The sequence below is a fragment of the Shewanella denitrificans OS217 genome, assembly GCF_000013765.1.
Lineage (GTDB): Bacteria > Pseudomonadota > Gammaproteobacteria > Enterobacterales > Shewanellaceae > Shewanella > Shewanella denitrificans.
This window is the reverse complement of sequence record NC_007954.1, coordinates 1,083,698-1,102,140: the sequence shown is the minus strand read 5'-3', so window position 1 is coordinate 1,102,140 and position 18,443 is coordinate 1,083,698. Positions and strand designations below refer to the sequence as shown.

Below are 18,443 nucleotides of genomic sequence, written 5' to 3'. Positions count from 1 at the left end.
TGCCATAGGGCCTAAAACGGGAAAAAGTAAGGCACGGCAATAATTACCGCTGCCGAGTACACTAAGGACAAAGGCAAGCCTAAGCGTACAAAATCACTAAACTGGTAATTACCGGCATTAAACACCATTAAGTTGGTCTGATAACCATAGGGTGAAATAAAGCTGGCACTGGCACCAAACACCACGGCCATAATAAAAGGCCTAGGGTCGACGCCGTAACTCATGGCTAAGGCATAGGCGACGGGGAACGACAAGGCCGCGGCGGCATTATTGGTAATGATTTCAGTGACGATAACTGTCATCAAGTACACACCCACAAAGGCGGCAAACACCCCGTAACCGTCAAATACTTCCAGCAAACCTTGAGCCATCACATCCGCAAGCCCTGTGCTTATCATCAAGTTGGCAAGCCCCAAGGCACTGCCAACAATCACCACTAATTCTAGTGGGAAGCGGCGTTTAAGCTCGCTGACAGTCACTGCGCCTATGGCCAGAAAACTCAGCAGCAACACCACTAAGCCTTTGGCTAAAGGGATGATCCCAGCAATACTTGCGATAATGGTTAGCGCAAAGCCAAATAATACCCAATGACCGCGCTTGTTATCTAAACGCACGCTTAAATCTAGCCCGCTTATGGCGGCAAAATCATCGGCGAGGCGTGGCTTCTTGGTAAAACTGTCCCCAGGGGTTAGCAATAACACGTCACCGGGTTGCAGTTCGATATCCCCAAGGCCGCCCTTTAATGGCTGATGACCACGGCGAATGGCCATCACGGCGGCATCGAATTCTTCACGAAAACGCGAGTCTTTAAGGCTAGTGCCCACCAAGGAGGAGGATGGCGCTAACACGGCTTCAATCAAATTCTGCCCTTTGGCTTGCTGCTTGCCAAACCAATTGAGGCCATCGAACTGATGCAATAACTCCACCGACTCCACAGCGCCACTAAAGCGCAATACATCATCGGCTTGCAAGACTAATTGCGGCGGTACAGGGCAAATTCGAATGCCGCTACGCTCAAGTTCGACTAAATACAATTTTTTTAAGGCGCGCAAGCGGTTGTCTTGCACGCTTTTGCCCACTAACTTTGAATTTTTAGCAATGTGAGCCTCAAGCAAATAAGGCAAGGCTTCATCATCTGTCTCATCGCGCCTATCAGGCAATAGATGGGCCAGCGGAATAAGTAGCAGCAAACCCGATATCACGACTATGATGCCAACCGAAGTGAACTCGAAAAAGCCTAATGGCTTAAGGCCAGCGTTTTCGACGAAGGAGTTAACGATTAAGTTTGTCGAGGTGCCAATTAGGGTTAAGGTGCCGCCTAAAATGGCAGCATAATTTAATGGCAATAATAACTTAGTGGGCGCATGCGCCTGATTGCGCCGTACCACACCAATTAACGAGGCCACCACAGCAGTATTGTTAGTAAAAGACGACAACACAGCGGTAGAAACCCCAAGTTTAGCCAAGGTCAAGGTTAGCGACCCCTTACTAATGGCTTGGCTGAGTTTACCCAGCAATGAGGTTTTCTCAAGGGCTGTGGCGGCGAGCACCAATAACACCAGCGTGATCAAACCATTATTAGTAAAGCCTGCTAGGGCAGTATCTAAACTCACTAAACCTAATAAATAGCTTGCCAGCCCCGCGAAAAAAAACAAACTCGCGGGATTGGCGCGGCCGCTAACAAGCCCAGCCACCAAGGCAACTAAAATTGCTGTTAACAGCCAAAGTTCGCTCATAGGCTAGTTACCTAACACACTAATATCGCGGGCATTCCAGTGAGGAAAATGCTTACGTACTAAGGCATTAAACTCAAGTTCAAAGGCGCTGTATTCACCCGTAGCTTTTGCTTCACCTAAGTGACCACTGACGACCATCACAGCGGCAACTGTGGCATTACTTAAGCGGTCGATTAAGATCATCCCGCCAGTATCACGCACTAAGCTGTAGGCATCGACCACAATCGCTTCTGTCAGCTCAAGTTTGACTCTGGCAATGGTATTTAAACTTAAGCTAGTGGCGCCGCTGCGGGCCATAGTATTCACGTCAGTAACATATTCAATCTCACTCACCTTGGCCTGAGTTTTCTTACCGGCCACTTTTAAATCGTATAGTTGACCCAGTTGTAATGGTTTCTCATCCATCCATACCAAATCGGCGGTGATATGATCCCCAAGGGCTGGCGCCGTCTCAGGTTGGGCCAATAAATCGCCCCTTGAGATATCGATTTCATCTTCTAAGGTGATGGTCACGGCTTGGCCGGCAACCGCTTGAGCTAAATCACCATCGAAAGTGACGATGCGCTCAACCTTGCTGCGCTTGCCCGACGGCAAGGCCACCAGCTCGTCACCCACTTTAATCACCCCAGATGCCAAAGTACCGGCAAAACCGCGGAAATCAAGGTTTGGCCTTTGCACATATTGCACAGGGAAGCGCACAGGAAGCTGAGTCAACTCACGCTGAGTGTCTATGGTTTCAAGCAGTTGCAACAAGGTGCCGCCTTGATACCAATCACAGCGCTCACTGGGGTTAACCACGTTGTCGCCATTTAAGGCAGAAAGCGGCACATAGTGAATATCTAAGTCGCCAAAGTCTTTCACAAAGTCGGTAAAGTCGGCTTGGATTTTATTGAATACTTCTTGGTTAAAATCCAATAAATCCATCTTGTTTACCGCCACAACAAAGTGGCGAATACCCAATAAAGAGGCAATAAAGGCATGGCGCTTAGTTTGAGTCTGTACCCCATAACGGGCATCCACTAAAATCACCGCTAAATCACAGGTCGAGGCACCAGTAGCCATATTGCGGGTATACTGCTCATGGCCTGGGGTATCGGAAATAATAAATTTACGCTTATCACTGGAGAAATAACGATAAGCCACATCGATGGTAATGCCCTGCTCACGCTCGGCTTGCAGACCATCCACCAGCAGGGCTAAATCTATGGCTTCCCCTGTGGTGCCCATTTTAGTGCTGTCGTTTTTAAGGGTGGCCAGCTGATCTTCATAAATTTGCGCACTGTCATGGAGCAAACGTCCAATTAAGGTGCTCTTACCGTCATCGACACTGCCACAGGTTAAAAAGCGCAATAGGCCTTTTTTCTGTTGTAAGGCTAAATATTCTTTTACGCCATGCTGCTCAATTTCTGCCGCCATGCGGCTAGTGTTACTCGCTGCTTTGTCCATCTTAATTCTCACTCTCTATGCTGCTTGCTCGAAGACTTCTGTAAAGGGTTTTCCTTGGCAAGCCTTAGAAGTAACCTTGACGTTTCTTATGCTCCATGGAGGCACTCTGATCTGAATCTATCAGTCGCCCCTGACGCTCACTGGAACGTGTTAGCAGCATTTCTTCGATAATCTTTTCTAAGGTGTCGGCCTCTGAATGCATAGCCGCAGTTAATGGGTAACAACCTAAGGTTCTAAAGCGCACTTTCTCGGTTTTCACCGCTTCGCCCGCCTCAAGTGGCATGCGGTCATCATCCTTAAGGATAAGTTGACCGCCCTTTTCCACCACCTGACGGTCGGCAGCAAAATACAGTGGCACTATTTCGATATTCTCTTGATAGATGTATTGCCAAATATCAAGTTCAGTCCAGTTAGATAGCGGAAACACACGAATGCTCTCGCCCTTGTTGACTGCGCCGTTATAGGTGCGCCACAGTTCTGGACGTTGATTCTTTGGATCCCATCTGTGGTGACGATCACGAAACGAATATACACGCTCTTTGGCGCGGGATTTTTCTTCATCACGGCGAGCACCACCAAAGGCGGCATCGAAACCATGTTGATTTAGAGCCTGCTTTAATGCTTGGGTTTTCATGATGTCAGTGTGCTTCGCACTGCCATGGGTGAAAGGGCCAACGCCTTGCTCTACCCCTTCTTGATTGGTGTGAGTTAACAACTCAAAACCAAACTTTTTCGCCTGTGCATCACGAAAAGCAATCATCTCTTTAAACTTCCAACCTGTATCCACATGCAGTAAAGGGAATGGGATTTTGCCAGGATAAAAAGCTTTGCGGGCCAGATGCAACATCACAGAGGAATCTTTACCTATGGAATACATCATCACAGGATTATCAAATTCGGCGGCAACTTCACGGATGATTTGAATACTTTCCGCTTCTAACTGTTGTAAATGGCTTAATACCTGCACGGCCATGATGCTTCTCCACTTAACATGCTGTTTCCAGCATAAATATTGACTGAAAACGAGGTTTAATTACTGCTCGTTTTTACATTTGTGTGTGTTTGTTGCTGACTTAATGCCGCAGGTTCAAACCAATTGAGCGTATCGGCAAGTTGCACCACTTCGCCTATGATCATCAAGGCTGGCATCTCTAAGGCAGGATCTGCCGCCAATTGGGCTAAGTCGTTTAAGTTACCGATAAATCGCTGCTGGGATGCAGTGGTGGCTTTTGACACTATCGCTACCGGTGTGTCTGGGCTGCGGCCTGCGTTAATTAAGCCATCGCGAATAATATTGGCGTTCAAAATCCCCATATACACCACTAAGGTGTTATTGGGATTGGCGTAGCCTTGCCAGTCCATAGGGCGGCTGGCTAACTGACAATGGCCAGTAATAAAGCTCACCCCTTGGGCATAATCTCTGTGAGTGAGTGGAATGCCAGCATAGGCTGAGGTGCCACTTGCCGCTGTAATGCCAGGCACCACTTCAAAGGCGATGCCACTGGCCACTAAGGTTTGCAATTCTTCACCGCCACGACCAAATATAAAGGGGTCGCCGCCTTTTAGACGCACCACGTTTTTACGGGTATATGCCTTAGTCACCAATAACTGATTAATATCATCTTGGGGCGCACTGTGCTTACCCGCACGCTTACCTACGGCAATTTTTTCGGCACTTGAGGGGATTAAATCTAAGATATCTTGGCTTACTAGGGCATCATAAAGCACAGCATCGGCACTTTTTAGCACCCGATACGCCTTCATGGTCAGCAATTCAACATCGCCTGGGCCTGCGCCCACTAACCAGACTTTACCTTTAGCCACTTGACCTGGCAGTGAAACAACTTCCATGACTAACCCCCACAATATTGACTATGACTCAATATAGCGGTTTCCATATGCCTTATATAATAGATAATAGTTAGTTTTTATACCTTAAAGTTATAAGTAGGATTGTATTTTTGTTGCTTCTATAAACCTTGGTTTAATTACTGCGGTTTACGTCTAGACGTGAAAAAAGCTAAATGTTAATGTAGTCAGCTTGTTACAGCAGAGTTATTCAGGCCTGCACTAATTATAAACCTGTTATGCCTGAAAATAGCGTTAGGAACACGCCTTACCAATTCTGCTATTTCATTTATTAAGGACGAATGGAATGAAAAAAAATCCCTTTCTTGGGTTAAACCTAATATTTATCATTTTCAGCTGTTATCTCACGCCCGCTGATGCTCGCTATGACAATGCCGAAGAAGATGAACTTGCACTTATGCAAGCTCAACTTAACTCAGAGGTCATGTCACAACCTTTTTTGGCTGAAAAACCAGAGGAGGTCGATGCATATATAAAAAGCATGCTAGATAAAAATGTCACTCCTCCTGAATATTCGGGCTCTCACTGGCGGCCTGGCTATACCTGTAGAGATTTACTCCGATATGATTGGAGCGAATATCGCAACTGTCGTTATTATCACCGTTATCACGGCAGATATTATTACTAATAACTCAACTATTTATTTTTTATAAGGAAATTATCTATGACAATCAGGACTTCAACGATTACCGGCGTGTTTGCTGCAGCTGCCCTATTAGCACTTTCAGGATGTGCCGCAATTCACACCTCAATAGCAAAAAAAGATCTAGATGTTCAGACCAAACTAAGTACCGCTATTTTTGTTGATCCCGTTGCACCAGAAAAACGCAAATTATACTTAGAGATGCGCTCTGCTGTCATGGAGTTTGATCGCAATGCATTCCGTTCATCACTAATATCGCAAATTCAAAACAGTGGTAACTCTTATGTATTGGTCGATGACCCTGACGAAGCTCAATATACTATGAGTGTATTTGTGAGAAATCTAGAAAAAGCGTCTCCTACAGCCGCAGACAACTACCTAAGAACTGGCTTTGAAGGTGTTGCAGCAGGATCTGCGATAGGGTATGCCGTTGGTAGCGATTTTGGTGATGTGGCTTTAGGCGGAGTAGTCGGTGGTTTAGCTGCGACGGCAGCAAACGCTTTTGTTAAGGACGTCACTTATTTGCTCGTAGCTGATATACAAATTAAAGAACGTGCTAACAAAGGGGTTATGGTTCGCAAAGACTCTAAAGTTAACACCAAAATCTCCGATGATGGTGCATCAACTCAAACTTACTCTGAAGTCAGTAACAAAAAAGAATACCGCACTCGGGTGGTTACTACAGCCAACCAAGTTAACTTGGAACTCGCAGATGCTCAACCATTAATGTTTGAAAAAACCGCTTATGCAATGGCGTCGTTTTTCTAACTGACTTTAAGTTGAGTTAAGTGGCTAACGAACTAGGTTGTAATCGTTAGCGCTTGACGCTGACAAGCTATCTAAAAACCGTTGAACGTTAAGTTGTACGTTCAGCGGTTTTTTCTATTTATCGTTCACAACTAAATCCCTTTTATCTTTAAAATTATGCTCTAATATCCTCATATAAATCATCCATCTTTCTCAGTAACTAGCAAGATAGAAGATGCTGTTAATAACACCTACAGGGTATGAGCGAACCATGAAAAAGAGACTACTATTTATCACACTTTTCTATTCATCATTTATGCCACAATCACTTGCACAAGACCTTGTCATTAGCGAGCAAGCAGAACCTGAAACCTCCCTCGTTGAAGAGCGAGTAAAAGATGAGTTGGCCACCTCTGAAAGCCCCTTTGTACTGACTCCTCATAGGGTCAATTATTTCTTACCTGTGACCTATAACACTAACCCCAACAACACGCCCTTCGTGGATCAGCTAGGCCAAGCTGACGAAGAGCTTGATAACTTGGAGGCTAAGTTTCAAATTAGTTTTAAATTTCCTTTAGGTTACAACTTGTTTGGCAACAATGGTCACCTATTCTTGGCCTACACCAACCAATCTTACTGGCAGGTCTATAACCAAGAGATTTCCTCACCGTTCCGTGAAACCAATCACGAGCCAGAAATATTCATGCTATTCAATAATGATTGGCAGATTGCAGGGTTTACTAACTCCTTTATTGGCGTTGGCGCCGCCCATCAGTCGAACGGCAAGACTCCCGGATTATCGAGAAGTTGGAATCGCCTTTATGGCACGCTGATTTTTGATAAGGGCCCCTATGCCCTGGCTGTGAAAGCGTGGTGGCGTATCCCAGAAGATGAAAAAGAAACCCCTACTTCATCTAAGGGCGATGATAATCCAGATCTCACCGATTACTTAGGTCACATGGAACTCACAGGCGTTTATGGCTTAGATAAACACAGATTCAGCCTGTTACTGAGAAACAACTTTAAAAACCCTAACCGCGGGGCCATTGAGTTTACCTGGAGCTACCCCATCATGGGGAATTTGCGCTTTTATACTCAGTATTTTAATGGCTATGGCGAAAGCTTAATTGACTACAATCACCATAACCAGCGCATAGGCATCGGCTTCTCAATTAACGATATTCTCTAGCAAGGTCTGAGAAGCACAGAAGATGCCAATCTATTTATACGAGTAGATTGGCATCAACAACTCATATCGCAATATTCACTCAAGTTGCTATGCCCTAGATTCAAAAGACTGTCACGCACCAAGAGTCTCTCAAGGACTCATTTAAGCCTATTGATGGCTTCCTCAAGCATAAAGTCTTGCTCGGCAATTAAGCGCTCAGCAGTGATTGTCATTAACACGTCAGGAGTGATGCCATAGCCCACAAACTCACGGCCATCGGGATAAGTATCTCGTTTAGTGCATATTCTAAATGATCCTCCACCGGGCAAATCGAAGAAGATGGGCTGACCTGTGCTGCCATAGGTTTTTTCCCCAAGCACAGTGAAATGGGCTAAAGGATCGGCATAGATAAGGAAGTCTTCAGCCGCTGACGCCGTGTCCCTGCTGGTGAGCACATAAGTGGGCACTATAATGGGGTTTTCTTTAGAAGGGAAGATTTCCATCTCGCCACTTTCCCAAGCATTATCATCAGCATAGACTTTATAGTTAGCATCATATTTCCCCCAAGCCTTGAAAGCTGCAATGTGCTTGCGAGTCTTCCAAATCGCACCTTTCAATTCAGTTTCGCTAAAATGAGATAATATTTCTGCGGCAATGAGCGAGTCTCCCCCGCCATTGAAACGCAAATCGATAATTAAGCGTTTAGCTTTGCGAATATCGTCTAAGGCGGCGTAGAAATCCGTTAAAATTTGCTTGTCATGAAATCCATTTAAGGCTAAATAGCCCATGCCAGGCTCTAGCCATTTAAACTCGAATAATTCGCCATTAGACTGAGCACGCTTAAGGGAAATTCGCTCACTCTCCTCAGGATTAGCGCGCTTTCTCAAATTATTATCTCGTGTTAGCGTCAGCTGCTTTATTTCACCTTGTGGTGTTTTAAGGGTGAGTTTAACGTGAGAGCCAGGTTTGCCATCGAGTGCATCCCGCACGGCGCTGTGCCACAGTATGTGCTCGGTTGAGCTGGCAATATAGGGCATGACGGACGCTTCAAGATAAGTGGCGAGCTCGACATCATCCAGTTTCACTAAGGTCGAACCTAAGGGAATACTGTGCTGCAACGCTAAGCTAGTAGAGATAACAACCGCTTCTTTATTCGCTTCATAAAGCCCAATGCTCGGCCAGTCAATGTGTCCTTGCTCCAAGCCTTGCGGTAAATAAACATTGGTATGGCCATCTTTGAGTAAGGCATTAAAGCGCATTAATTCTCGATAATACTCATAGTCTGATTGTGTCGCCAATACTCGAGGGATAAAGCCTTGATAAGCAGCGTCAAAGTCCAATTCGGGGACTTGATCAAAATAGGCGAAGTTATCACTGGCTTCTTTCCAAAAAAGTGATAATCCGTAGATTTTATCTTCATGGGTCAGCTTGTTATCTTCCCCCGCCAACACACTTGTGCTCATCACAATAACGAGTGCTGTAGACAGCACTTGTGATAGGTATCTTCGAGACATTAAACATCCTTATTGATAGGTTAATCAACACAAAAAACACAGTAGCTAAAGCGAATGAGAAGATATCATTTAAGCTATGAATGGCAAATTATTTCAATAGGTAACTGGGGTGAAGTCATTTTGGCGGGTTTTGAACTGCGCATGGTTAAGACTTAGGGAGGTTACATAAAAAAGGTCAGCAAACCTTGGCATTATGCCTTGGCTTGCTAACCTAATGTACAGAGCGAGTATGATGTTCTGAGCTTATGCGCCCAGACTTTTGTAAACCTAGGCCTTAATAAACATAGACTTTGATAAACCTAGCCCTTGTTCATCCTTGATTCCTCATCCGTGTTGCTCTTGCAAAACCTATCTTGGGTTGATCAGCAGCGGGGCAAAACTTGTGGTGGCATTGCCACTGGCGCCTCTATGGTTGTGATAATACTGACCTTCTTGCAAGGTGTAATACACGTCGACAAAGTCATCATCATTGGTGAACCAGGCATCGGGCATTACGGCTAAAATACCATTGGTTATCTGGGCTATCACAGCCAAACCTTGCACTTCAGGATCTGGGATCATCCGCAATATTTGCTCCGCAGCTTCCAGTAACTTAGTCGCTAATGCCTTGTAGTTAGTGCCATCATCATGCTCCATCAGCACCATATCTGCCGCCGCCCAGCGATAGCGCTGCCAGTGGATCACTATCTGATTTGGGTAATATTGAGTATCGGCATAATCCAAATAGGGCATTTCAACGATATCTAGCACTGGAGTATCGCGGCTCGGTGATACTCCGGTCACTATGCCATACACTTCGGCTTTACCCGAGATCCACGGCTCCATATCATCATTAAGAGAAATTTGCTTAATCACAGTGGTGGAAAGCGCTGCATCGGCGCTGGTAACGGCCTCCTTCTCAACAGGATCAAGCCCTTTAATGGATTTATTAAGCAAGTTACCTTTTCTAGCTGCGGTTGCAAACTCGGCCTTCATCTGCGCTATACCAGCCATCATGGCTTTCTTGCTGTCTAAGCCAACCACAAATACGGGTTGTTGTGGCAGAGTATAGACATCCAATAAATGAACATTACCTTGAGTATCAAAGGCTTCAACATAAGCCCATTGACTATCATCGCCATCGGGTTCGAAGGCAAATAAGGGCAACTCCCCCTGCTGCCAAGATGCCAACATACTGGTATCTGCTAAGCGTAACTGCACTAGCTCAGTACGAGCTGGTAAGCCTTTTTGTTGGCTAATGGCTGCATCAGTTTGCCTTAGTACCTTGGCATCAAACTCAGCTTGCTGCACCATTTCACGGGTATTCACTGCCAGTTGATATTGGTTAATATTCTGCTGTAGCAAAGGTTTAAGCTGCTGATATTGACGACTTAAATCCAAGGCAATCTGCCGTTTAGATTGAGCCAAAGGCACCAACAAACCGCTATCGCTTACAGAGGCAGCACTCAGGCCTTGTGTATCCAAGGTATGAGCCTTAGCTTGTGCAGTACCACTTGCCGTGGCAGTTAACATCATCATTGTCGCAGTGATTATCTGAGTTGTAGCTTTCATAGGCATCCCCTTTCCATAGGTTATTAATTCAAACGCTCGCTTGAATTAACCTAATAACACCACAGCCCAAAGGGAATGTAAATAAAAATGTAAACAGAATGTTAATCACATTTTCAGTAATACGACGAATGTCTGATAGGACGACGTTAGATCCTATGCAAAAGTCTGGTTTAACCATTCATAACAGCTTGAAGAGACTTACGAATATCCGTGAGAAGACTTGGGAGGAGCGTGAGTCTGAGACAATTGCGCCAAGGTTAACCCTAAGCGCTCAAGGCCGGCATTAAGCGCTCGGAAAGTGTGGCATGTAATCTCTGAGGCATTGTTTCTCACCCACAGGGTGGAATCTGAGCATCATCAAGGTATTCATCAAGTGTAAATAATCTTCATCCATCACTAAGGCATAGGCGCTCATATGTTTATAAATTAAGCTCACCAACTCGCTTAAATCACGCTCCAAGCTGTAACGGCATGTCTGCACAAAGGCGAGTGCTCCTGCATCTGTGTCAGCCTTAAAGCCTTGCTCATAAAGTACCGGCAGTACAGTTTCATTGAACATATTAATCCGCGCCATGCTCGCTCTTAGCTCATAATAGGGCTTAAATTGGCTGCTAATTTTTGCTATCAAACATTGTGCTATGCCCAAATAGCAGGCCATGGTCATCACTTGAAATGTGCCCAAGGCAAGGGAGGTGAAAGGGGTTATTTTTTTAACATCCAATGCAATCTCATCTGAGCTTATGATCACTTCATTAAAACTCACACTGTGACTATCCGCGGCATTGAAAGGAATAATTTTCCACAGGGTTTGATTAACTGTGACGGCGTGACTTCGCGGGATCAATACTATGGCTGGCGCAGAAGAGTCTGGAGTTAACTGCTTGCCCTCAGTTACCTTCCCTGCCCGTGAAACGCAAATGAAAAAATCGGCCATATGGCTCAGTGATGCGGGTTTTTTAACGCCGTTAATCAAGTAGCTATCTTCACTGACTTTATGGTGCAACAAGGGCGCATGATTAGCATCCACAGAGCCTTCCGCTGACAATGATGCCAACAAGGCTTGCTTGGTTTCCACTTGTGCCAATACCTGTTTAGCCGAAGGTATCATGGTTGAATAACGGCTCAGCGCCAGCAGCACATGCATGTGCATCACAGCCACGAGACCTGCCGACGGCCAAGCCTTAGCGATATCAACAATGGCCTGACATTGTTGTTTAAACCCAGCCTCACTGTTGGCGGAATTTAATTTAAGCCCTAAGGCGGGTATGCCTAAACGCTGCAACTCAGTCTTTACAATATCGGCGGGCAATTGATCCAGTTGACTTAAGGTTTCAATCCCTAATTCTGCTTTTAATCCCTTAAACATTCACTGTTTTTCCTGTTGTCGCATCTGTGGCTTCACCGATTTTAACAGATGTTGTGCCATCGGTTGTTGCATCCGATACGCCTTCCCTTACCTCATCTCTCGCTGCATCGGTTGCAACATCACTTTCATTAGTAATGGGATGTGCTTCAAATTTCACCACACAATTTCGTTGACTGTCTTTGGCTTGATAGAGGGCTTGATCGGCATCAGAAAGTAAGCCTTCTAAATCATAGCCTGATAAGCCTGTTTCTGTGACACCAAAACTTGCGGTGAGACTCAAGGCCCCTGGAAATAAACTGTCAGACACATCTATGGTGGCAATTTCATTTCGGCATAATTCTGCAAAATCTAAGGCTTGTTCTAGAGCACAATCACTTAACACAAAGGCAAATTCCTCCCCGCCTAAACGGCCAAAGACGTCGCTCTTGCGGCCCAAAGCGTTCAAGGTCTCTGCCACCCGCCTCAAGGCCCAATCACCCACATTGTGACCAAATCTATCATTGATGGATTTAAAAAAATCTAAGTCCACCATGATAACGCTAACCTTGGTTTTATTACGCTCAGCCAATGCCAACACTTGTCCGCCAAGCAGCACCAATTGACGGCGATTAAAGACTTGAGTGAGTTCATCCACCTGTGCTAGACGGGCTAGTTCGCTTTGTATGCGTTTGGAACGATAAGCCCAAATACAGACTGACAGCAAACACAGCAGCAACACGACAATCAGTAACTGCACATTGACATTCTCTTTGCGCTCAAGCGCTTGCGCCAAGGTCAGCAATTGATTTTCTCGTTTGAGTATTTCAATGCGCTGTTGTTGTTCTAGCATCTCGGCCTTATTCATTTCTAGGGCCATCGCCTTGACACGCAATTGATTTAAATAACCTTTATCCGCTTGGGCATATTGCTCTGCATACTGGAGTGCCAGTTCGAAGTCACCCCGCTGCTTGGCCATCTGATAGCTAAGCTCCAGGCTCAAAGTCAGTGGTAAGGAATACTGTTCGCTGACGCTAGTCTCAAGGGCACGCTCTGCAAATAGCGTCGCCTCAGCTTCATTGCCTAACAACCAATAGGTCTTGGCCATCAGATAATAATATTCTTGAATAATGAGCTTATATTGGGTCGACAGACTGGTGGCAAGATGGGCTTCAAGCTCAGTTTTGGCCTCCATGTATTGACTGTTAGCCAATAAGAAACGCACATAATACAGCCTAATAAAAGATTCATATAAAGGTTGCCCTGCTGAGCGGCAAAGAGCTAAACCTTGCTCAAATGGCAATACCTTATCTGAGGGGCCAAGATTAGATTCGGCTCTTATAAGGAACGCATCCGCCTTACAGCGCAGGCCCTCTGAGAGGGTTGCCAAATCTGAGTGCTGCCTTATTGAAATGACTCTTTCATAGTCGCCTAATTCATTAAACAACATCATGCCAGCAAACAATGATGTCGCTCTCAAGCCGCCATCGCTAACTTGTGAATATAAGGCCATGGTCTGATTATAGTAAGACAGCGCTTCGACAAAGCGCCTAGATATGGCCAGCACATTGAAAATGGTGTGCCCAGACTGAAACTTAAGCTCTGTACTTTGAGTGTTATTAAACACATTCAGCAGTGTATTTAGAGCTATGTCATGCTTTCCCAAAATACCTTGCTGATAGGCCTGCAGATAATCTAAATAGTAGGCCTGCTCTTGACTGAGATTGTGTCTTAGCTTCTCCAATCGCTGAAGAATGGCGCTAGATTTGGCACCGTCTGTGCCACGGTAACGCTGCGCCTCATCAAATAACAAAGCAATCTCAGCTGCAGCTGTTTCTTGGCTTGTTTCTTCGATAATTTCTTCAATAGTTGCTTGATTTGCTTCGAGGATGCTGATGCTGGGCGCATCCTGGGTTAATTCTGTATGAATTAACTGAGCTGGAGTTTGAGTAGCGGGTAAAACGTTAGCAATAGCCTGATTTGCAAGTAACAAACAGCAGCCCAATCCAAGAATAAGGCTGCAACATAACCAACTAAAGATGTTAACCGGCCATTTGTGTAAGCTGGGCATCGTCTTCATCTTCATTGTCCGGCGTTTCATCCTGAGGGATAGCTATTGCGCAAACAATTTTATTGCGAACCTGCATAAGGGCATTTAATGCCTCATTGTCTTTATTCAACAAGGCTTGCTTCACCGCCTCATCTAAGCCCACGGTATCATTCACAAGCTTTCGCTGTTGCACGGCATGTTCGCCAAAAGTTGCGCTGGCCCCTAAACGTTCAATGACATCAATAATATTACTCATAGCTTCCTTTTCTCATTTTAGTTTTAGTTTTAGTTTTAGTTTTAGTTTTAGTTTTAGTTTTAGTTTTATAAAGTTAATCACTTAACAAGATGCCTGCCGAGCTTGGATGATAAACGCTTCGTCCTGCTCCTCGGCTTCAAAGCCGCCATCATCCTGAGGAATAGCAACAGCGCAAACAATTTTATTGCGAACCTGCATAAGGGCATTTAATGCCTCATTGTCTTTATTCAACAAGGCTTGCTTCACCGCCTCATCTAAGCCCACGGTATCATTCACCAACTGGCGCTGCTGAATCGTTTGTTCGCCAAAAGTTGCGCTGGCCCCTAAACGTTCGATTAAACTGATTATTTCTGACATCCTTTTCTCCCTGAGTGACTCAATTGACATTAATATGACTTATTTGGTTTATGTGACTTATGAGAACAAAAGTGCTAATAAAAACAGCACAACTCAATCACATTGAAGTAACATGATAGCCTATTGTGCTAATGTTTCCAACGCGTTTAATTTTGCCAAAAGTGTTTCATTTTTAACTAATTGAGTCGAAGGTGGAATGACTAAAGTGGTGTGTAAATGAATAGTCGCCTTGGCGAGTTCGCCCAAGGGCAAGGTGTCTATCCTCGGGTTATTAAAGGCTAAGGTCTTGGCCTCATATAATATGACTTGATGATCTTTTGCATAATACTCGCATAATAGTTCCACTAACACGGCCCTAAAGCTCTCGGCGGTAGCAAAGCGGGCTAAGCTTTGATCCCCGGCTATGCCTGGTTGCCACAAAATTAAATAGGCGGCGGTATCTATAGTGCGGCGATAAAACATAAATTGGCTGGCTTCATACTGCTGGCAGCCCAAACGGCCGGGATCTATCCCAAGATCTGCAATCAAGCAATCTTCTGCTGAAATTCCCGCTTCCATATGGCAATAAAAGCCTTCTTTTTTGCTTTGGGCGATAAGCTTATGTGTCACCATGGCAAACACCCCGGGGTGACCATAAAATGCCCCCACCACGTTCTTGCCTTGCCTAACTTCATCAAGCACGGCATTTATCATGTTTTGATATGAAATCAGCCTTGAGGTGCCTTCTTGATAGAAGGGCTGCAGACTGCGCACATCAGGGTTCATGGTCTCGACCCATTGCTCGACTATGCCATCGGACATTAACGAGAACACCACATCGGCGGTCTCTATATAGTTTCTGCTAAGGGGCGTTAAATGCGATCCCATAGTCATGCCGACCCCAACACAGACTAAGCTTCCTTTTTTATTCGTTGACACCATAACGCGGCGACTCCCTGAGTTGTTAAGCAATATCATTGCTTTTTTATTGTTATTTGAACTTAGCTTACCACTGTTTGCCGATATTTTTGTTGCTAAAATCAGTCACTCACATACTCTATAACCATCTCAGATTAAGGATGCGATAGGGATAGACTATGACAATGACAATGACAATGACCAACACAGCCTCGCGCTCACTAGGGCAAAAATACCGCCGCAGTTTGCTAAAGCCATTCGTTAGCCTAGTCGTTGGCGCAGCGGCGCCTCTCGCGTTATTACTCAGCCCAGCCCTGATGGCGCACACTTCCCTAGTGAGTAATATCCAAGGTTACAGCATGGCGGCTGGCAAATTGAGTCGCTTTAACGCCATCTTGTTCACCGATGATAAAATTGATGCCCTTTACGGCCATGACTTCCCTGCGGCGCCTGAGTCTTTCGAGCACTTATTAAATGAGAAACACCATGTCGATGACCTAAGCCATAGCAGCCGCATCGATAACAATAAAGTTAACCATATCGACGGCCAAGGCCTGACCTTATTGCCCGGGCTTATCGATGCCCACGGCCACGTATTGGGTTATGGCTTAAGCTTGTTGCAAGCCCAGCTCAGAGACAGCCAAAGCGAGCAAGATGCGGTCGCTAAAGTACAAACCTTCAGAAAAGCCCACCCGCAATTGACTTGGGTTCAAGGCCGAGGCTGGAACCAAGTGCTGTGGCCGAGTAAAGCCTTCCCTAGCAAAGATTTGTTAGACAAGGCTTTTCCCGACACCCCTGTGTGGCTAATACGCATCGACGGCCATGCTGGCTGGGCCAATAGCGCCGCCATGAAACTGGCTAACATCAGCGTAGACACCCAAGCACCAGAAGGCGGCGAAATCATTCGCGACAGTCAAGGCCAAGCCACTGGGGTATTTATCGACAATGCCATGGGACTCATAGCAGCTAACATTCCCCCACTCACCTTGGATGAGCAAAAAGCCGTGTTACTGAGTTCCTTACAACAACTGGCAACACTTGGTCTCACCAGTGTGCATGACGCTGGCATTGGCAGCACCACAATCAAAGCCTATAAAGAGTTAGATCAAGCGAAGCACTTGCCTATTCGTGTCTATGCCATGATAGATGCCACCGATGAGCACTTCAGCGACCTCATTAAAGCGGGGCCCACCCTGAGCGACTTAGGCCACAGCGATATGCTAGCCATCAACAGCGTTAAAATCTCCGCCGATGGTGCCCTAGGCAGCAGAGGCGCGGCGCTCATCAGCGACTACAGTGACAAAGCAGGCCATAAAGGCTTGTTGTTGTATCCTGAAGCCAAACTCACTCAGACCATGGAAGCCGCCATGGCGGCAGGATTTCAAGTCAATACCCATGCCATTGGTGATGAGGCCAATAAACAGGTCTTGGATAACTATCAAGCCTTGATCGCCAAAACCAAGACTAAAGCCTTAAGGCACAGAGTTGAACATGCTCAAGTGCTGCAACTGGCCGACATTCCTCGCTTTTCAGCCCTTGGGGTTATTGCCTCCATGCAGGCAACCCATGCCACCAGCGATAAAAACATGGCAGAAGACAGATTAGGGCCTGATAGAATCAAGGGTGCCTATGCTTGGCAGAAACTGATTAAAAGCGGCGCAATAATCGCAGCAGGATCAGATTTCCCCATAGAATCCCCCAACCCTTTCTTTGGCCTGCATGCATCGGTAACACGTCAAGATCAACAAAATCAGCCTCTTGGTGGCTGGCACAGCATTGAGCGCATGAGCCTTGCTCAGGCCTTTGAAACCTTCAGCTATAATGCCGCCTTTGCCGCCCATCAAGAACAGATCATCGGCTCATTAGCCCCGGGGATGAAAGCCGATTTTATTTTAATCGATAAAAACATCTTTACCTTAGCCCCAGAACTTATCTGGCAAACCCAAGTCCAACAGACGTGGGTCAATGGCAGGCGCCTATATCAGACCCACGCAGACCTAAAAATGTCAGAGACTCAACACACTCATCCAGCCAATTAACCCAGTAATAAAAAATAAGCGAGAATTCATTATGTCCATCCGCATCCCAGCTTCGAAAGCTCTCTTAGCAGCCTTCTCTTTCAGTGCTTGTTTACTTGCCATGACGCCCGCCGTGGCCGATAACCTCAACTTTGCCCATATCCAAACCATAGGCGTCAGCGAACTCACCATGGCACCTGACATGGCAGAAATTCAAGTGGAAGTCAGCCTCACGAAAGACAGCGCCAAAGCCGCTAAAGATGCCTCAGATAAGGCCATCAGCGAATTTATAGGCCGATTGCTAGAAGCTGGCATAGACAAAAAACACATCGCCAGCGCCAACCTTCACTTGCAACCAGAATACCTCTACGAGCAAAACAAGGCCCCTAAACTCATTGGCTATCAGGCCAGCAGGCAAGTCACAGTCACCTTAGTGCAACTGTCACGGCTTAACGACATCTTAGACACCGCCCTCGCCGAGGGACTCAACCGAGTGAATAATATTGTCCTTAAATCCAGCAAGGAAGATGAATACGTGCTCAAGGCCCGCCAAGCGGCAATCAAAGATGCTCAAGCTAAAGCGCGCTCCTTAGCCGAAGGATTCAATCAATCCTTAGGTGACTTGTGGCAAGTGCGTTATTTAGACAGACGTTCAGTGCAGCCCATCATGTTACAGCGCAGCGAAAAAATGGCCTTCGATGGCGGCCAAGCAGGCTATGAATTTGGTGAAGTGACAGTTAGCGACAGCGTCGAAGTCATTTACAAACTGAAAAACTAACCTAAGCCAATGCGATTAACAATTCAAAGGCTGCAAGCCCTGCTATTTGCGGGGCCATGTTTCGGGCTATG

16 protein-coding genes are annotated in these 18,443 nt (G+C 45.8%); 5 read left to right on the top strand and 11 right to left on the bottom strand.

Annotation, left to right across the window (positions count from 1 at the left end; genetic code table 11):
• Nucleotides 1-11 precede the first annotated feature (11 nt).
• The 4 genes from SDEN_RS04995 to cobA all read right to left on the bottom strand — a co-directional run bounded on the left by SDEN_RS04995 (nucleotide 12) and on the right by cobA (nucleotide 5,033).
• Nucleotides 12-1,736: an SLC13 family permease gene (locus SDEN_RS04995; protein ID WP_011495413.1), complete on the bottom strand. Its 1,725-nt coding sequence runs from the start codon at nucleotides 1,734-1,736 to the stop codon at nucleotides 12-14.
• Between the two features lie 3 nt (nucleotides 1,737-1,739).
• On the bottom strand, nucleotides 1,740-3,182 hold the full coding sequence (gene cysN, locus SDEN_RS04990) for a sulfate adenylyltransferase subunit CysN (protein WP_011495412.1): 1,443 nt from the start codon (nucleotides 3,180-3,182) through the stop codon (nucleotides 1,740-1,742).
• 64 nt (nucleotides 3,183-3,246) lie between these two features.
• Nucleotides 3,247-4,155 (bottom strand): sulfate adenylyltransferase subunit CysD, encoded by a 909-nt coding sequence (gene cysD, locus SDEN_RS04985; protein WP_011495411.1) that lies wholly within the window; start codon nucleotides 4,153-4,155, stop codon nucleotides 3,247-3,249.
• 56 nt (nucleotides 4,156-4,211) lie between these two features.
• Nucleotides 4,212-5,033, bottom strand: a complete 822-nt coding sequence (gene cobA / locus SDEN_RS04980) for a uroporphyrinogen-III C-methyltransferase (RefSeq protein WP_011495410.1) — start codon at nucleotides 5,031-5,033, stop codon at nucleotides 4,212-4,214.
• 304 nt (nucleotides 5,034-5,337) lie between these two features.
• Here cobA and SDEN_RS04975 point away from each other — a divergent pair, with 304 nt between their 5' ends.
• The 3 genes from SDEN_RS04975 to SDEN_RS04965 all read left to right on the top strand — a co-directional run bounded on the left by SDEN_RS04975 (nucleotide 5,338) and on the right by SDEN_RS04965 (nucleotide 7,630).
• Nucleotides 5,338-5,679, top strand: a complete 342-nt coding sequence (locus tag SDEN_RS04975; RefSeq protein WP_011495409.1) for a hypothetical protein — start codon at nucleotides 5,338-5,340, stop codon at nucleotides 5,677-5,679.
• 36 nt (nucleotides 5,680-5,715) lie between these two features.
• Nucleotides 5,716-6,462 (top strand): complement resistance protein TraT, encoded by a 747-nt coding sequence (locus tag SDEN_RS04970; protein WP_011495408.1) that lies wholly within the window; start codon nucleotides 5,716-5,718, stop codon nucleotides 6,460-6,462.
• Nucleotides 6,463-6,757: 295 nt separating this feature from the next.
• Nucleotides 6,758-7,630 (top strand): phospholipase A, encoded by an 873-nt coding sequence (locus SDEN_RS04965; protein WP_049762949.1) that lies wholly within the window; start codon nucleotides 6,758-6,760, stop codon nucleotides 7,628-7,630.
• 137 nt (nucleotides 7,631-7,767) lie between these two features.
• On the opposite strand, the gene SDEN_RS04960 is transcribed toward SDEN_RS04965, so the two are convergent.
• The 7 genes from SDEN_RS04960 to SDEN_RS04930 all read right to left on the bottom strand — a co-directional run bounded on the left by SDEN_RS04960 (nucleotide 7,768) and on the right by SDEN_RS04930 (nucleotide 15,600).
• A complete protein-coding gene (locus SDEN_RS04960) occupies nucleotides 7,768-9,123 on the bottom strand; it encodes a S41 family peptidase (RefSeq protein WP_011495406.1) in 1,356 nt (451 codons plus the stop codon).
• Nucleotides 9,124-9,471: 348 nt separating this feature from the next.
• Nucleotides 9,472-10,674, bottom strand: a complete 1,203-nt coding sequence (locus tag SDEN_RS04955; protein WP_011495405.1) for a DUF3103 domain-containing protein — start codon at nucleotides 10,672-10,674, stop codon at nucleotides 9,472-9,474.
• 283 nt (nucleotides 10,675-10,957) lie between these two features.
• Nucleotides 10,958-12,040: an acyl-CoA dehydrogenase family protein gene (locus SDEN_RS04950; RefSeq protein ID WP_011495404.1), complete on the bottom strand. Its 1,083-nt coding sequence runs from the start codon at nucleotides 12,038-12,040 to the stop codon at nucleotides 10,958-10,960.
• Entirely contained in the window at nucleotides 12,033-14,096 is a 2,064-nt protein-coding gene (locus SDEN_RS04945) for a sensor domain-containing diguanylate cyclase (protein WP_198134628.1), read from the bottom strand. Before SDEN_RS04945 ends, SDEN_RS04950 begins: the two co-directional genes overlap by 8 nt.
• Nucleotides 14,059-14,322: a hypothetical protein gene (locus SDEN_RS04940; protein WP_041405677.1), complete on the bottom strand. Its 264-nt coding sequence runs from the start codon at nucleotides 14,320-14,322 to the stop codon at nucleotides 14,059-14,061. Before SDEN_RS04940 ends, SDEN_RS04945 begins: the two co-directional genes overlap by 38 nt.
• Before the next feature lie 81 nt (nucleotides 14,323-14,403).
• Nucleotides 14,404-14,679 carry a hypothetical protein gene (locus SDEN_RS04935; protein ID WP_011495402.1) on the bottom strand — a complete coding sequence of 92 codons (276 nt, stop codon included), beginning with the start codon at nucleotides 14,677-14,679 and terminating at the stop codon, nucleotides 14,404-14,406.
• A 120-nt stretch (nucleotides 14,680-14,799) separates the two neighbouring features.
• Nucleotides 14,800-15,600, bottom strand: coding sequence for an SAM-dependent methyltransferase (locus tag SDEN_RS04930; RefSeq protein WP_011495401.1), 801 nt, complete (start codon nucleotides 15,598-15,600; stop codon nucleotides 14,800-14,802).
• A gap of 155 nt (nucleotides 15,601-15,755) precedes the next feature.
• Between SDEN_RS04930 and SDEN_RS04925 the strand changes: the two genes are divergently transcribed.
• On the top strand, nucleotides 15,756-17,615 hold the full coding sequence (locus tag SDEN_RS04925; protein WP_011495400.1) for an amidohydrolase: 1,860 nt from the start codon (nucleotides 15,756-15,758) through the stop codon (nucleotides 17,613-17,615).
• A 31-nt stretch (nucleotides 17,616-17,646) separates the two neighbouring features.
• Entirely contained in the window at nucleotides 17,647-18,372 is a 726-nt protein-coding gene (locus SDEN_RS04920) for an oxidative stress defense protein (protein WP_011495399.1), read from the top strand.
• The last annotated feature ends 71 nt before the right edge of the window (nucleotides 18,373-18,443 follow it).

Bases quoted from the DNA above. Each gene is read 5' to 3' on its own strand.
- cobA (WP_011495410.1), bottom strand. From the start codon at position 5,033: ATGGAAGTTGTTTCACTGCCAGGTCAAGTGGCTAAAGGTAAAGTCTGG.
- cysD (WP_011495411.1), bottom strand. From the start codon at position 4,155: ATGGCCGTGCAGGTATTAAGCCATTTACAACAGTTAGAAGCGGAAAGT.
- SDEN_RS04995 (WP_011495413.1), bottom strand. From the start codon at position 1,736: ATGAGCGAACTTTGGCTGTTAACAGCAATTTTAGTTGCCTTGGTGGCT.
- SDEN_RS04935 (WP_011495402.1), bottom strand. From the start codon at position 14,679: ATGTCAGAAATAATCAGTTTAATCGAACGTTTAGGGGCCAGCGCAACT.
- SDEN_RS04970 (WP_011495408.1), top strand. From the start codon at position 5,716: ATGACAATCAGGACTTCAACGATTACCGGCGTGTTTGCTGCAGCTGCC.
- SDEN_RS04975 (WP_011495409.1), top strand. From the start codon at position 5,338: ATGAAAAAAAATCCCTTTCTTGGGTTAAACCTAATATTTATCATTTTC.
- SDEN_RS04960 (WP_011495406.1), bottom strand. From the start codon at position 9,123: ATGTCTCGAAGATACCTATCACAAGTGCTGTCTACAGCACTCGTTATT.
- SDEN_RS04920 (WP_011495399.1), top strand. From the start codon at position 17,647: ATGTCCATCCGCATCCCAGCTTCGAAAGCTCTCTTAGCAGCCTTCTCT.
- SDEN_RS04945 (WP_198134628.1), bottom strand. From the start codon at position 14,096: ATGAAGACGATGCCCAGCTTACACAAATGGCCGGTTAACATCTTTAGT.
- SDEN_RS04925 (WP_011495400.1), top strand. From the start codon at position 15,756: ATGACAATGACAATGACAATGACCAACACAGCCTCGCGCTCACTAGGG.
- SDEN_RS04965 (WP_049762949.1), top strand. From the start codon at position 6,758: ATGCCACAATCACTTGCACAAGACCTTGTCATTAGCGAGCAAGCAGAA.
- SDEN_RS04940 (WP_041405677.1), bottom strand. From the start codon at position 14,322: ATGAGTAATATTATTGATGTCATTGAACGTTTAGGGGCCAGCGCAACT.
- cysN (WP_011495412.1), bottom strand. From the start codon at position 3,182: ATGGACAAAGCAGCGAGTAACACTAGCCGCATGGCGGCAGAAATTGAG.
- SDEN_RS04955 (WP_011495405.1), bottom strand. From the start codon at position 10,674: ATGAAAGCTACAACTCAGATAATCACTGCGACAATGATGATGTTAACT.
- SDEN_RS04930 (WP_011495401.1), bottom strand. From the start codon at position 15,600: ATGGTGTCAACGAATAAAAAAGGAAGCTTAGTCTGTGTTGGGGTCGGC.
- SDEN_RS04950 (WP_011495404.1), bottom strand. From the start codon at position 12,040: ATGTTTAAGGGATTAAAAGCAGAATTAGGGATTGAAACCTTAAGTCAA.